The organism is Janthinobacterium sp. 64 (assembly GCF_002813325.1).
Classification (GTDB): Bacteria; Pseudomonadota; Gammaproteobacteria; order Burkholderiales; family Burkholderiaceae_D; genus Janthinobacterium.
In genome coordinates, this window is record NZ_PHUG01000001.1 from 2,728,298 (window position 1) to 2,742,881 (window position 14,584).

The 14,584-nt window shown below is 61.6% G+C and carries 14 protein-coding genes and 1 tRNA gene; 4 read left to right on the forward strand and 11 right to left on the reverse strand.

Annotated features, from left to right (window positions below):
• The first annotated feature begins 123 nt into the window (after positions 1 to 123).
• Together CLU91_RS11965 and CLU91_RS11970 are read left to right on the forward strand one after the other, a co-directional pair.
• Positions 124 to 837 carry a YjjG family noncanonical pyrimidine nucleotidase gene (locus CLU91_RS11965; protein WP_100874338.1) on the forward strand — a complete coding sequence of 238 codons (714 nt, stop codon included), beginning with the start codon at positions 124 to 126 and terminating at the stop codon, positions 835 to 837.
• A gap of 96 nt (positions 838 to 933) precedes the next feature.
• Positions 934 to 1,410, forward strand: a complete 477-nt coding sequence (locus CLU91_RS11970; RefSeq protein ID WP_100874339.1) for a DUF2726 domain-containing protein — start codon at positions 934 to 936, stop codon at positions 1,408 to 1,410.
• 16 nt (positions 1,411 to 1,426) lie between these two features.
• On the opposite strand, the gene CLU91_RS11975 is transcribed toward CLU91_RS11970, so the two are convergent.
• The 9 genes from CLU91_RS11975 to ybiB form a co-directional block, all read right to left on the reverse strand.
• Positions 1,427 to 1,762 (reverse strand): FKBP-type peptidyl-prolyl cis-trans isomerase, encoded by a 336-nt coding sequence (locus CLU91_RS11975; RefSeq protein ID WP_100874340.1) that lies wholly within the window; start codon positions 1,760 to 1,762, stop codon positions 1,427 to 1,429.
• A 101-nt stretch (positions 1,763 to 1,863) separates the two neighbouring features.
• Positions 1,864 to 1,942 (reverse strand) — tRNA-Ile (locus CLU91_RS11980).
• A 109-nt stretch (positions 1,943 to 2,051) separates the two neighbouring features.
• On the reverse strand, positions 2,052 to 4,292 hold the full coding sequence (gene rpoD / locus CLU91_RS11985; RefSeq protein WP_099666644.1) for an RNA polymerase sigma factor RpoD: 2,241 nt from the start codon (positions 4,290 to 4,292) through the stop codon (positions 2,052 to 2,054).
• 464 nt (positions 4,293 to 4,756) lie between these two features.
• The gene (gene dnaG / locus CLU91_RS11990) at positions 4,757 to 6,553 is read right to left on the reverse strand and encodes a DNA primase (protein ID WP_100874341.1); all 1,797 of its coding nucleotides are present in this window, start codon (positions 6,551 to 6,553) and stop codon (positions 4,757 to 4,759) included.
• Between the two features lie 129 nt (positions 6,554 to 6,682).
• Positions 6,683 to 7,135 carry a GatB/YqeY domain-containing protein gene (locus CLU91_RS11995; protein WP_058049818.1) on the reverse strand — a complete coding sequence of 151 codons (453 nt, stop codon included), beginning with the start codon at positions 7,133 to 7,135 and terminating at the stop codon, positions 6,683 to 6,685.
• A gap of 201 nt (positions 7,136 to 7,336) precedes the next feature.
• Complete coding sequence (gene rpsU / locus CLU91_RS12000) at positions 7,337 to 7,549, reverse strand: 30S ribosomal protein S21 (protein WP_008451879.1); 213 nt, start codon at positions 7,547 to 7,549, stop codon at positions 7,337 to 7,339.
• Positions 7,550 to 7,704: 155 nt separating this feature from the next.
• Positions 7,705 to 8,310: an FxDxF family PEP-CTERM protein gene (locus CLU91_RS12005; protein ID WP_100874342.1), complete on the reverse strand. Its 606-nt coding sequence runs from the start codon at positions 8,308 to 8,310 to the stop codon at positions 7,705 to 7,707.
• Positions 8,311 to 8,460: 150 nt separating this feature from the next.
• Positions 8,461 to 9,675, reverse strand: a complete 1,215-nt coding sequence (locus tag CLU91_RS12010) for an NAD(P)/FAD-dependent oxidoreductase (RefSeq protein WP_100874343.1) — start codon at positions 9,673 to 9,675, stop codon at positions 8,461 to 8,463.
• Between the two features lie 56 nt (positions 9,676 to 9,731).
• Complete coding sequence (gene ybiB, locus CLU91_RS12015; protein ID WP_100874344.1) at positions 9,732 to 10,724, reverse strand: DNA-binding protein YbiB; 993 nt, start codon at positions 10,722 to 10,724, stop codon at positions 9,732 to 9,734.
• 230 nt (positions 10,725 to 10,954) lie between these two features.
• Between ybiB and CLU91_RS12020 the strand changes: the two genes are divergently transcribed.
• The gene (locus CLU91_RS12020; protein ID WP_100874345.1) at positions 10,955 to 12,016 is read left to right on the forward strand and encodes a 3-deoxy-7-phosphoheptulonate synthase; all 1,062 of its coding nucleotides are present in this window, start codon (positions 10,955 to 10,957) and stop codon (positions 12,014 to 12,016) included.
• Positions 12,017 to 12,092: 76 nt separating this feature from the next.
• Here the strand turns inward: CLU91_RS12020 and CLU91_RS12025 are convergent, their stop codons facing one another.
• Complete coding sequence (locus tag CLU91_RS12025; protein WP_100874346.1) at positions 12,093 to 12,500, reverse strand: nitrite reductase (NAD(P)H) small subunit; 408 nt, start codon at positions 12,498 to 12,500, stop codon at positions 12,093 to 12,095.
• Between the two features lie 208 nt (positions 12,501 to 12,708).
• On the opposite strand from CLU91_RS12025, the gene tsaD reads away from it, so the two are divergent.
• Positions 12,709 to 13,749 (forward strand): tRNA (adenosine(37)-N6)-threonylcarbamoyltransferase complex transferase subunit TsaD, encoded by a 1,041-nt coding sequence (tsaD, locus tag CLU91_RS12030; protein ID WP_100874347.1) that lies wholly within the window; start codon positions 12,709 to 12,711, stop codon positions 13,747 to 13,749.
• Positions 13,750 to 13,809: 60 nt separating this feature from the next.
• Here tsaD and eutC read toward each other — a convergent pair whose 3' ends face one another.
• Positions 13,810 to 14,583, reverse strand: coding sequence for an ethanolamine ammonia-lyase subunit EutC (gene eutC, locus CLU91_RS12035; RefSeq protein ID WP_100874348.1), 774 nt, complete (start codon positions 14,581 to 14,583; stop codon positions 13,810 to 13,812).
• Position 14,584 lies beyond the last annotated feature (1 nt).

The window sequence follows — 14,584 nt, forward strand, 5'->3', positions numbered from 1 at the left end:
GCAGGAGTGAAGTAAGGGTGACAGGTCTGGCAGCGATTGTAGCGGATCGCCCGCGCAGGGCACCGCCAACCGAACTCATCGCTACGTGCTACGATGCAAGACAAGTTCCTTTCAATACATACCATGACCTACCAGCTATTCCTGTTTGACCTGGACGATACCCTGCTCGACTTCCGGGCGTCCGAAAAACGCTCCTTCCTGCACACCATGCACGAACTGGGCTTGCGCGACAGCATCGACGCGCTGTTCACCCAATACCAGGCGATCAACGTCGACCTGTGGAGACGTTTCGAAACGGGTGACGTCACCAAGGATTTCCTGAAAGTGGAACGCTTCCGCAAGACGTTTGCGCTGAACGGCATCGCCATCGACTCGGAACTGGCCAGCCGTTTATATCTGGACTCACTGCCGGACACGGTCGTGCTCATCGATGGCGCCAAACAAGTGTGCGAAACGCTGTCGCGCATCGGCGAAGTGGGCATCATCACCAATGGCGTCGAGTCCATCCAGAACCGCCGCATCGCCGCATCGGGCCTAAGCGACTACATCTCCTTCGTCGCCACCTCGGAAGCGTGCGGCCACGCCAAGCCGGACGTGCGCTTCTTCGAATACGCCGCCAACATGGCGCGCGCATTCAGCAAATATACAAGCATCATCATCGGCGACCGCCTGGACGCCGACATCCTCGGCGCCAACCGCTACGGCATAGCCAGCTGCTGGTTCAACCCGGACAGCATGGCCAATACCTCGGCCGCCATCCCCACCTGTGAAGTGGCCAGTCTGCATGACATCGTGCCAGCGCTGGGCATGATGCCGGTCAACTTGAAACAGGCTTGATCGCCAACAAGCACACCACCTGAAATACGCTGGCAGCGGCACGAAACATGCCGCCGTTCGCGTACCATCAGGATTCGTCCATCCTGGTGCCAGCCCATGCCTTCCTTCACAGTCCTGCTCGCCATCGCGGCCTTGATCCTGTTCTTTGCCATGCTGGCCACTCGCCAGGCGGCCAAGTCGCGCAAGCCGCTGAGGCTGCACAGAAAACCCGTGATGACGGCGCGCGAGCAGCAGATGTACCATCTGCTGCAGACGGCATTGCCGGAATGCACGGTGCTGGCGCAAGTGGCGTTTTCCGCGCTGGTGACGGCGAAAGGATGGGCCAACAGAAACCGTTTCGACCGCAAGGTGGCCGATTTTGTTCTGTGCAGCCAGCAACTGCACGTCATCGCCGTCGTCGAACTCGACGACGGCAGCCACGCCGGCCGCAAACGCCAGGACAAGGAGCGCGACGCCATGCTCAGGCTGGCCGGCTACGTGACCTTGCGTTATGCCAACTTCCCCACGCAGCAGACGCTGCGCGCCGATGTCGAACAACTGCTACTGAAAAAAGCCGGCGTCGTATCTGCCTGATGTGACCATCCAGGCATCAATCGCGCGTCAGCACTTCCAGCAACTCAATCTCGAAGATCAAATTGGAATGCGGCGGAATCAACCCCACCTGCCGCTCGCCATACGCCAGCGCCGCCGGCACCCACAGCTTGCGCGTGCCACCGACCTGCATGCCGTGCAAACCCAAAATCCAGCCCTGGATGACCTTGTTATTGCTCAACACGCAGCGAAAAGGCTCGCCCCGCTTGTGCGACGAATCAAACTCCGTCCCATCTTCCAGCCAGCCCCGGTAATGCGCCGTGATCAGCGCGCCGCGCGCCGCCGCCTTGCCATCACCGACCACGATATCTTCGATCTTCACTTCAGCCGTCATCTCGTTCCATCCCTCATCAATCGCAATGCCGCAATTGTACGGCAGCATGCAAAAAGCCCCGGCAGTCACCCGCCGGGGCTTGTTCTATTATTGCTCAATTCTGGTGGGCCTCCCGTGAGTCGAACACGGCACCAACGGATTATGAGTCCGCTGCTCTAACCAAGCATGAGCTAGAGGCCCGGGGGACTGCGGCGTGGCGGCGCTGTTGATGCCCGCCTCGCGCGGCCGTTTTGGAAACGGACACGCGAGGATAGGGGTATCAGGGGCGTACGTCAAGCCCTATTGGCTTCTAGTTGCCTTCCAAGAAGCTTTTCAGCTTGTCGGAGCGCGATGGGTGGCGCAGCTTGCGCAGCGCCTTGGCTTCGATCTGGCGGATGCGCTCGCGCGTCACGTCAAATTGCTTGCCCACTTCTTCCAGCGTGTGGTCGGTGGACATTTCGATGCCGAAACGCATGCGCAGCACTTTCGCTTCGCGTGGCGTCAGGGAATCGAGCACGTCCTTGACCACGCCCCGCATGGACGCATGCAGCGCTGCGTCGGCCGGCGCCAGGGTGTTGTTGTCCTCGATGAAGTCGCCCAGGTGGGAGTCGTCGTCGTCGCCGATCGGCGTTTCCATCGAGATCGGTTCCTTGGCGATTTTCATGATCTTGCGGATCTTGTCCTCGGGCATCTCCATCTTGATCGCCAGGGTGGCCGGATCGGGTTCCGCGCCCGTTTCCTGCAGGATCTGGCGCGAGATGCGGTTCATCTTGTTGATCGTCTCGATCATGTGCACGGGAATGCGGATCGTGCGCGCCTGGTCGGCGATCGAGCGCGTGATGGCCTGGCGGATCCACCAGGTGGCATACGTCGAGAACTTGTAGCCGCGGCGGTACTCGAACTTGTCGACGGCCTTCATCAGGCCGATGTTGCCTTCCTGGATCAGATCGAGGAATTGCAGGCCGCGGTTCGTGTATTTCTTGGCGATCGAAATAACCAGGCGCAAGTTGGCCTCCGTCATTTCGCGCTTGGCCTTGCGCGCCTTCATTTCACCGGCCGCCATCTGACGGTTGATGTTGCGCAAGTCTGGCAGCGGCAGCACAACCCGCGCCTGCAGGTCGATCAGGCGTTGCTGCAGTTCCTTGACGGTCGGAATGTTGCGGCCCAGGATGGCGCTGTACGCGTGTCCTGCGTTGACTTCGCCATCGACCCAGTCGAGGTTGGTTTCATTGCCCGGGAAGACCTTGATGAAGTGGGCGCGCGGCATGCCGCAGCGGTTCACTGCCACGTCGAGGATCTGCTTCTCGATGTGGCGCACCTCGTCGACCTGGCCGCGCAGGGTGTCGCACAGCTTTTCCACGACCTTGGCCGTGAAGCGGATGCCCAGCAATTCTTGCGAAATGGCTTCTTGCGCCTTGGCGTAGGGCTTGGAGTTGTAGCCTTCTTTTTCGAAAGCGCGGCGCATCTTGTCGAACTGCTGCGAAATGACGGCGAATTTTTCCAGCGCCGTGCGTTTCAGGGTTTCCAGCTGCTCGGCGGAGAAGCCGGCCGCGCCCGAAGCGCTCGCTTCTTCTTCCTCTTCTTCTTCCTCTTCTTCCGCTTCGCCTTCTTCCTCGTCTTCTTCGACGGGGGCGGCGACGACAGGCGCGGCGGCGACCGGCTCATTTTCATCGACGAGGCCGTCGACGATTTCGTCGATCTTGATCTCTTCGTTGGCGATGCGGTCGGCGGCGGCGATGATCTCGGCGATCGTCACAGGACAGGCGGAAATGGCCTGGATCATGTCTTTCAAGCCATCTTCGATGCGCTTGGCAATTTCGATCTCGCCTTCGCGCGTCAGCAGCTCGACCGAGCCCATTTCACGCATGTACATGCGCACGGGATCGGTGGTGCGGCCGAAATCGGAATCGACGGTCGACAATGCGGCCTCGGCCGCCGCTTCCGCCTCGTCGTCGCTGGTGACGACGGCAACGTTATCGGACAGCAACAACGTTTCCGCATCGGGCGCGTGTTCGTAGACGGCGATGCCCATGTCATTGAAGGTACCGATGATGCCTTCGATGGCTTCCGGATCGACGATGTTTTCAGGCAAGTGATCGTTGATTTCCGCGTAGGTCAGGAAACCGCGTTCCTTGCCGAACTTGATCAGGGTCTTGAGTTTCTGGCGCCGGCGCTCGAGTTCTTCCTCGCTCGCTTCCGTGTCGGACGAGAAGGCGTCTTTCAGCAGCGCGCGCTCTTTTGCCTTGCGGTCCTTGGCCTTGGCCTTGTCGACGGCCTTCAGTTCGGCCCGCTCGACGGCGTTCAGGGCGGCGACTTCATCATTTTCTGGCTGAAATTCTTTTGGCTTGCGGCCGCGGCGGCCTGGCACTTTTACCGAAGGCAAGACATAACCGGACGTATCGATCGCGGCCAGGGTGGCGGCGTCGGTGGTCTGGCTGACCACGGGCGCGCTGGTCACGCGCGCTTCTGGCCGGTCGAGCGCCTTTTCGGCTTTCGTGGTAACTTTAGTGGGCTTTGCAGCCGCTTTGGATTCGGGTTTCTTGATTGGCACAGGCGCTTTCGATTACACAACGACTTGCTTTACGGTGGATTAGGATAAAGTTTGCTGCCAGTTCCCTGTCTACCTGCGGGAACCACCATCTTCGAACCTGCCGACTACGCAAATCCGACACTGTTACGTTACTTACACCTCATCGGCCACGATCCGCGGGAAGCGCAGCAATTCCTGTCCACCGGCTGTTGCCAGCCGCCTCGGCAAAAATTCCTGCATCGACCGCGTTGGGAGCGAGAGCCTGGCGCGGCTTGCCAGCGTCTGCGAGCCTTGCCCGCAACGCCGAAAGCGCCTGTTGGCCCTGGCTGCCGACACGATCCACCGCGCCGATCAAGAGCCTAACTTACTGAAAACAAATACTATTTACGAAACAGAACTAGCTTGCCAAAGCACACAATACTTAGCATTTAATTATAGCACGCGAAAAATGTTTTTCCAGTGTGCGCCATACCCTCAGAGCAAGATTAGCGATTCACCAACTCGGCATCGCGCTCACGCTCCAACTCGCCTTGCTCCTGCGTGATTTCGCGGTAGCGTACACCAATTTTCTCCGATGGCAAACCCGACGCAAACAATTGCTGCAATTCCGCCTTCAAGGCATTCAATTTGATCTCGCGGATGGTGCTTACCAGCCACGACAATTCGCTGTCGTAATCGGATTCCGTGCCGGCCGCGATCTCGCCGATGATCTCGTCGTATTCGCTGCCCAGCTCCTTCAATTGCTGCGCCAGCGCGGCAAAACTGCCGTGCTCGCCCAGCGCCTGGCCCACGGCCACCAGCTGCCCCAGGCTGTGGGCCGCATCGGGCCCCAGGTGCTGGAAAGCGGTGAGAGCGGCTTCGTCGATGCGCAGGCTCAGGGGCGGATGCGCGACCAGCATGCGCATGATCTTCAATTCCAGCCCGACAGGCACGGGGCGGCCCGATTTCGGCGGCGCGCGGCGCGCCACGGCAACGGGTTTCGCCAGCTCGAACAGGGCTTCGATCTCGGCCGGCGTGGACTGCGTCAGCTGCGCCAGGCCGCGCACGATCTGCAGGCGCAGGGACGACGGTGCCATCAACTGCAGCAGGGGCTTGGCGTCGAACTGCACGCGGGCGCGCCCTTCCGGTTCCGACAAATCATGCTCGCCAGACACTTCTTTCAGCAAAAACTGTGACAGCGGCATGGCTTCATGCACTTGCTGTTCAAACCCCTCGGCGCCGAATTCGCGGATATAGCTGTCCGGATCGTGTTCCGATGGCAGGAACAGGAATTTGATGGTTTTATTGTCCGACACTTGGGCCAGGCTCGCTTCCAGCGCGCGGCGGGCGGCGCGGCGGCCGGCCTTGTCGCCATCGAAGCTGAAAATCACGTTATCGGTCTGGCGCAGCAGTTTTTGCACGTGGGTGGGCGTGCACGCCGTGCCCAGGGTGGCTACCGCTTGCGGGAAACCCATCTGCGCCAGCGCCACCACATCCATGTAACCCTCCGTCACCAGCACGTAGCCGGCGTCGCGGATGGCCTGGCGCGCCTCGAACAGCCCATATAGTTCGAATCCCTTGGAAAACAAGGGGGTTTCTGGCGAGTTCAGGTATTTCGGTTCGCCATGGTCGAGCACGCGGCCGCCAAAGGCGATCACTTGCCCTTTGGTATTGCGAATCGGGAACATGATGCGCTCGCGGAAACGGTCATAGCGCTTGCGGTTATTACCCTCTTCATCGACCTTGTCGATCACGAGACCGGCCTCGGCCAGGGCCGTCACGTCGTAATCGGGGAAGACGGAACGTAAATTATCCCATCCGCCGGGCGCAAAACCCATGCCGAAGCGAGCGGCCACTTCGCCCGTCAAGCCCCGGTTTTTGAGGTAGGCGATGGCTTCCGGCGCGTGGCGCAATTGGCCACGGTAGTAATCGCACGCCTGCGTCATGGCGTCGGACAGGGCCATGCTTTGCGCCTGGATCTGCGCGCGCTGGGCCGGCGGGATCTTGTCATCGGCTTCCGGCACGACCATGCCCACGTTCTGCGCCAGGTCCTTGACGGCGTCGACAAAGCCCATGCCCGAGTATTCGATCAGAAAGCCGATCGAGGTGCCATGCGCGCCACAGCCGAAGCAGTGATAGAACTGCTTGGTGGGGCTGACGGTAAAGCTGGGCGATTTTTCACTGTGGAACGGGCACAAGCCCATGAAATTGGCGCCACCTTTTTTCAGTTGCACATAGCGGCCCACGACATCGACGATATCGACGCGGTTGAGCAAATCGGAAATGAAGGATTGAGGTATCACTGGCTAGGGCGGGTGTTGTTATAGGTCAGACTATACTACCGCACGTGGCCTGAGGTTGAGCCAGGTCAACGTGTGGGCTATTAACAGGCTGCCAGCGCGACGGCTGGCAGCCCTTGCTACTATTGTTGCTTACGCTGCTGGCGTCAGGGCTTTCTTGACCAAGGCGGACACCACGGTCATGTCGGCGCGACCGGCCAGCTTCGGCTTGACGATGGCCATGACCTTGCCCATGTCTTGCGGACCGGCGGCGCCCGAGGCGGCCACGGCGGCAGCCACTTCGGCCGCCACTTCTTCATCCGACAGGCCGGCAGGCATGTAGCCCGCCAGGTGCACCAGTTCGGCTTTTTCAATGTCGGCCAGGTCGGCACGGCCACCGGCTTCGAACTGGGTGATCGAATCCTTGCGCTGCTTGATCATCTTTTCCACGATGGCCGTCACGTGGGCATCCGTCAATTCGATGCGCTCGTCGACTTCCTTGCGCTTGATTTCTGCCAGCAACAGGCGAATCGTGCCCAGCTTGCCCGCTTCCTTGGCGCGCATGGCGTTTTTCATGTCTTCGGTAATTTGTTCTTTCAAGCTCATGGCAATCCTCGTGTTGGTAAGTGGTAATGGGGCTCGATGCTCGTGCGCGCAGGCCAAGCAGGCAGCCACAAAAGCGAAAACCCGCTGCGGCGAACCGGAGCGGGTATGCGACTCATCTGAAGTATCACTCCAGGCGAATCAAAACAAAACCCGTGGCGAACAATGCGCCGAACTACCCGGGTTGGTTCTGACTGAACAGTCTTAGAATAATTTTTTCGGCAGTTGTTGGCTGCGGATGCGTTTGTAATGACGCTTGACAGCAGCTGCCAGCTTGCGCTTGCGCTCAGCTGTTGGCTTTTCGTAGAATTCGCGTGCGCGCAATTCGGTCAGCAGACCCGTTTTTTCGATGGTGCGTTTGAAGCGACGCATTGCGACTTCGAACGGCTCGTTTTCTTTAAGGCGAATAGTGGTCATGTAAAATTCAAACCGTTGAGGTGGTGTATAGGAAGAGATAGATAGTAGCAGCTTTTATGCGGAAAGGGAAGCCCCTCCCCCACTTGCGTGCGGCATGTCGCCTGAGATTGCCGCCCGGCTGTGGCGTAAACCACGCATCCGGACGGCAGGATCGCTTAAACGGCCATCTTGCGGCGGCGCGCCATGAAACCCAGCAGACCCAGGCCAGCCAGCAGCATGGCATACGTGCCGGGTTCCGGCACGGCGCTGACATTCATGCTGACGCCGTCCAGGAAAGCCGAGGTATCGCGGGCATTGCCCGGATTGGTGCCGGCAAAGCTCAAGGTATGGCTGCCTGCGCCGATATTGAGTGCGTTCACATTGAAGCTGGTCCAGCCCGTGCTGCTCACGCCATACTGGCCCAGCTGCGTGCCGTCCAGACTGACCGTCACGGACTGCCCCTGGTCGTAACCAGGGCGCAGCGCCAGGTTGAAGGCAAAGGTGTAATTGGCCGCGCCTGCGCTGACGAAGCTTTGCGAGACCGATGCCGTGTTTTGCAGGAAGGCAAAGGCATTTCCCTCTTGCGCCACGCCATTCCATGCCGTATAGCTGGCCGACACGCCGGCTCTGCCCGTGAAGCTCCAGCCCGGCGCCACGTCGCCATAGACATAGCCGCCACCGACGGTATTGTTTTCAAAACCGCCATTGCTCAGCACGGGCGTGCTGGCAAAGGCGCTGGTGCTGAGCAGGGCAACTGCAGCGGCGGCGATCAGGCGTTTCATGGTGACTCCAGGGTAATGTTTATTTAATTGCCATCAGACACAAAAAATATCTGGAAGTCAATTTACATGCCAAGTATTCAACACCGTTTCATTGAAGTCAAGAAAATTATCACCTGCGGTCACAAACTGCGGCCACGCAACAACCAAGTATTACTGCAAGGCAATTCCTGCCGCCACGCCCGAGGCCCAGGCCCACTGGAAGTTGTAGCCACCCAGCCAGCCCGTCACGTCGACCGCTTCGCCGATGAAGTACAGGCCCGGCACCTTGTTGGCCATCATGGTCTGCTGCGACAGTTCGCGCGTGTCGATGCCGCCCCGCGTCACTTCCGCCTTGCGGTAGCCTTCGGAACCGTTCGGCACGATGGACCAGGCATTGATGGCCTGCCCCAGCTTGCGCAGCTGCGCGTCGGGCATGTCGGCGATGCGCGCATCCGCTGCCAGGCCGTTGACGGCCAGCAAGCAGTCAGCCAGGCGCTGCGGCAGCCATTGCGCAACGATATTGCCCAGCTGCTTCTTCAGGGTACCCTTGCCTTCGATCAAGGTCTGCGCCACGTCCACTTCCGGCAGCAGGTTGATGACGATGGGCTCGCCCGGCAGCCAGTAGCTGGAAATCTGCAGAATCGCCGGACCCGACAGGCCGCGATGCGTGAACAGCAAATCCTCGCGGAAACGCGCACCCGTTGCCTTGCGGCCTTTCAGGCTACCCGTCTCCACATCCACTTCCAGCGCGATGCCGGACAATTCCGCGAACGGCGCCCAGCTGGCTGCATCGAACGTCAGCGGCACCAGGGCCGGGCGCGGCTCGACCATCATCAAGTTGAATTGCTTGGCAATGCGGTAGGCAAAATCCGTGGCGCCGATCTTCGGGATCGACAGGCCGCCCGTGGCGATGACGATGCTGGCCGTCTCGATGTCGCCGCCATCGGTCTGCAGCACGAAGCCGCCGCCATCTTGCTGGACAACATTGTCGATCTTGCACGGCATGCGCCAGTGCACGCCGCCAGCGGCGCACTCGTCCTTGAGCATGTCGATGATCTGCTCGGCCGATTCATTGCAGAATTGCTGGCCCTTGTGCTTCTCGTGGTAGCCGATCCGGTATTTTTTCACCAGCGCGAGGAAATCCTGCGGCGTGTAGCGCGACAGCGCGCTTTTGCAGAAATGCGGATTCTCCGAGAGGAAATTTTGCGGGGTGGCGTTAATATTGGTGAAATTACACCGTCCACCACCGGAGATGCGGATCTTTTCGGCCAGCTTGGCCGCGTGATCGATCAACACCACGCGCTTGCCTTGCTGGGCGGCAACCGCCGCACACATCATGCCGGCCGCGCCCGCGCCGATCACTGCCACATCAAATTGTTTTGCCATAAGAATTCCGCTCACCGCTGATTACAAAGACGCCATTGTAAACTGCGGCGACGCGGCTAGCGCGGCCGTGCTGCAATCTGCCGCGATGCCATCAGGCATTGCTCCACCTGCCCGGCGATCGACGGCGGCACGGGCACCTCGCCGCGCAACACGGCGGCAATCCAGGCTGCCGTGGTGGTTGCGTCGCGCTCGGCCGGCAAATGCGGCAACTCTTCCACCAGCAATTGCTTTTCTACCAGCACCGTGCGCTCAGCGCCATGGAACCAGTCGATCTGCTGCGCCTTGTTGGCATTGGCCACCGTCTCGCCTTCCGTGCCGCGCATCAGGAAGGCATCGCCGCGCGCGGGATCAGAGGCCGTCAGGAAATACTCACCGAGCATTTCCAGGTATTCGGGATGCGTGTACGACACCAGGCGCAGGGCCGGGCCGGCGAACGGCTGCATGATCTTCACCAGCGTATGCGTGGAATTGCGCACGCCCAGTACGCGCCGCAGCGACAGCATCCAAGATAAGCGCGGCGCCAGCGATGCTATGGGCAGGAAGGCGGCTTGCCCGCGCGCCATGGCGGCTTCGGCTTGCGCATGGTCCTTGGAAGCGGGCACGCCCAGCGCGGCCAGTACTTCGGCCGTCGTGATGCGGCCCGGGTCGCTCGTCACGCCATGCACGAGCACGGGGGCGCCCGCGCGCGCCAGCAGCAGCGCCAGCAAGGCCGTCAAGTTCGCCATTTTGCGCGCCCCGTTGTAGCTGGGAATGATGATCGGTGCGTACTCGCCGGCCAGCGCGGCCAGCGGAGCGAACGAGGCTTCGGCAGCGTCGAGGAAACCGGCGATCTCGTCCACGGACTCACCCTTGATACGCATCGATAACAAAATGCCGCCCAGCTCCAGGTCCGACACGCGGCCCTCAAGCATGGCGCGGTACAGGGCGCAGGCATCCATGCGCGTCATGCTGCGCGCGCCGTTCTTGCCGCGTCCTATTTCTTTGATGAAACGTGCAGCGGGGAATGGCTCACCGGCCACATCGGTATGGGGGATGGAAACAGTCGTCATGGCGCCAGCTTACACGGATTTCCGTCCGCATCGGGCGCCGGGCGTGGTGATTGGCGCAGATGCAACATCGCTACGCGCATGCACCCGAAAAAACCCGCGCGCGGGAAGACGGGGCCATCACAAAAACAACTGGACAATAAGCGATTTTGCCGGGCTGCCCGCCGCCAGGCCGCATTTCCGCTACACTATTGCCTCTTAAAGAACGCAATCGCGAAAGCCGAGCCAGAATCATGAATACGCCAGACATCGAAAATATCAACGTCACCTCTTTCGCGCCCATGCCGACACCGGCCGAACTGCACGCCAGACTGCCCCTGTCGGAGAGCGCCTTCGACACCGTCAGCCGCGGCCGCGAAGCGCTGCGCAACATCATCGACCGCAAGGACCAGCGCCTGTTCGTCGTCGTCGGGCCATGCTCGATCCACGACCCCGTCGCCGGCCTCGATTACGCGCGCCGCCTGAAAGCGCTGCAAGAGGAAGTCAAGGATACGATGCTGCTGGTGATGCGCGTGTATTTCGAAAAACCGCGTACCACCACGGGCTGGAAAGGCTACATCAACGACCCGTACATGGACGATTCGTTCAAGGTCAACGAAGGCATGGAAAAGGCGCGCCAGTTCCTGCTCGACGTGTGCGAACTTGGCCTGCCCACGGCCACCGAAGCGCTGGACCCGATCTCGCCGCAATACCTGGGCGACCTGATCGCCTGGACGGCCATCGGCGCGCGCACGACGGAATCGCAGACGCACCGCGAAATGTCGTCCGGCCTGTCGACGCCCGTCGGCTTCAAGAACGGCACCGATGGCGACATCAGCATCGCCGTGAACGCGATTTTGTCGTCGGCGCACCCGCACTCCTTCCTCGGCATTAACGCCGAAGGCAATGTCGCCATCGTGCGCACGCGCGGCAACGCGTACGGCCACGTGGTGCTGCGCGGCGGCGACGGCCGTCCGAACTACGATTCGGTCTCGATCGCCATCGCCGAACAGGCGCTGGCCAAGGCCAAGCTGCCGGCCAACCTGGTGGTCGACTGCTCGCACGCGAACAGCTACAAAAAGCCGGAACTGCAGCCGCTGGTGATGGGCGACGTGGTCAACCAGATCCGCCAGGGCAACCGCTCGCTGGTGGGCGTGATGATCGAATCGAACATCGTCGGCGGCAACCAGAAGATCCCGCAAGACCTGTCGCAACTGACCTACGGCTGCTCCGTCACCGACGGCTGCATCGACTGGGACACGACGGCCACCATGCTGCGCGATGCGCATGCGCACCTGCTGAACCGCCCGAAGTAAAAAGCTGGGGTCAGACCCCCTCTTGCGTTGGCGCTGAATCTGGCGTTAGCGGCATTGAGGGTCTGACCCCAAACACCTATGCCATCTGCACATGCGGCAGCACGGCGAACGATCCCGCCAGCGCCTGTTCCGCCTTGCTGGCCGGGATATTGAGTTCATTGACGTCCAGGTAGATGCGCCCGTCCAGGATGCGCACGGCGTACAGACGCGCCATGCCCTGCACGGGCGCCACCAGGCGGCCCGAATCGAGCTCGATGATCCAGCTGTTCTTCGGCCCCATCAGGTTTTTCTGCATCAGCACCCCGTGCGCCAGCGGGCCGCCCAGGCAAGGCACTGTATCGAGCAGCGCGTACACCGTGTCGTCCACCGCGCGAAACAGCGCCACGCCCGGCAAGTCCTGCCACGCCAGTCCCCGCTGCACCATGCGCGCGCCCGCCTGCGGCATGTCCTTCAGGCGGCAAATCATTTTCCATTGTTCCGGCATTGCTAGCTCCCTGAGAAAGGCACATGCCTCTCTAAGCAAGAGCGGTGCCAGTGCCGCACAGGCGCAAAGCAGCAAGAATCCCGGGCAAAACCGGCCCGCGCCGCACTGCGCAAGTGCACACTGCCGCCGAAATGGTGCGCCGGCCGCACGGTGGACTGCCCGGCTTTCCTTTACAATGGCGGATTACTCCTCCCTATTTAGCACCTTCATGATTGTTCTTGGCGTCGAATCCTCCTGTGACGAAACCGGCCTGGCCTTGTACGACACGCAGCGCGGCCTGCTGTCGCACGCCCTCTATTCGCAAGTGGCCATGCACGAGCAATATGGCGGCGTCGTGCCGGAACTGGCGTCGCGCGACCATATCCGCCGCGCCATCCCGCTGCTCGATGAAACGCTGGCGAAGGCCGGCATCACCCTGCCCGAGATCGATGCCATCGCCTACACGCAAGGCCCGGGCTTGGCCGGCGCGCTGCTGGTGGGGTCCTCCGTTGCCTGCAGCCTTGGCCTGGCCATCAACAAGCCGGTGCTGGGCATCCACCACCTGGAAGGCCATCTGCTGTCGCCGTTACTGGCGTCCGAGCCGCCGGAATTCCCCTTCATCGCGCTGCTGGTGTCGGGCGGCCACACGCAGCTGATGCGCGTCGACGGCGTGGGCCAGTACACGATGCTGGGCGAAACCTTGGATGATGCGGCCGGCGAAGCGTTCGACAAGTCGGCCAAGCTGCTGGGACTCGGTTATCCGGGCGGCCCCGCCATTTCGCGCCTGGCCGAATTCGGCGACCCGCTGGCGTATAAACTGCCACGCCCGATGCTGCACTCGAAGGATTTCAACTTCAGCTTTTCCGGCCTGAAGACGGCCGTGCTGACGGTGGTGAAGAACCATGAAGAAAAAGTCATCGCGAACATCTGCGAACAGGACAAGGCGAATATCGCGCGCGGCTTCGTCGACGCCATCGTCGACGTGCTGACGGCCAAATGCGTGGCTGCCCTCAAGCACACGGGCTTGAAACGCCTGGTGATCGCCGGCGGCGTGGGCGCCAACGCGCAGCTGCGCGCTTCGCTCAATGCGGCCGCCGCCAAGAAACGTTTCAAGGTGTATTACCCGGAGCTGGAATTCTGTACCGACAACGGCGCCATGATCGCCTTTGCCGGCGCCATGCGCCTGCAAATCAATCCCGAAGCCGCCAAGCACGATTACTCGTTCAACGTGCGCCCGCGCTGGCCGCTGGACGAGATCCGCGAAGTTTAATCGTTTGGGGACAGTCCCGTCGGGCCTGTCCCCTGCCGTTTGTCGCCTTTTCTCCAGCGCCTACTTCGCCAGCAAAAAATTCCGCCCCGCAGCCACGCTACCCTCTTCCACCGTTTCATCCTTCAATGCCACGCCCGACAGCTGCCTTGTAAAGGCCTGCGACAGCAGATAATGCAGCCGGTACGCCGCCTGCGCATACGCCAGCCCCTCGGGGCGCACGTTCGAAATGCAGTTGCGGCGCTCGTCCAGCAAGCCCACTTTGGGCGCCCACGTCAGGTACAGGCCCAGGCTGTCCGGGGAACTCAAGCCCGGCCGCTCGCCGATCAGCATCAGCACAGCGCGCGCTTTCACCAACTCTCCCACCTCGTCACCGATGGCTACCCGTCCCTGCGCCACGATGTGCAGCGGCGACAGCGTCCACGCTTCCCGCGCCAGCCGCTCGCGCAAGGCGGCCAGGAACGGCGCCGCGTGGCGCTGCACGGCAAGCGCCGACAGGCCGTCGGCCGCCACCAGGGCCAGGTCGATTCCCTTGCTACCTCCGGCCAGCCGCGCGCGTGAAACGTCGTCGAGCCGGCGCCCCAGATCGGGCCGCTGCAGATAGTCGGCGCGCGTGGCGGCGGCGCTGTGCAGCGGCACGCAGTCTTGCCCTTGCGCTGCCAAGTCGCGTGCCAGGGCTTCGCCATCGAGCGCCAGATGCACGGCGTCGCGCGCCTGCGCGTGGGCCAGCTGGAACGCCAGCTGCGCGCTGGTCGGCACGCTGACGCCGCGCCGTCCCAATGCGATGCGCGCCGCCGTATGCGCGCGCAGGGCCAGCCACGGGCTTTTCTCGTCCATA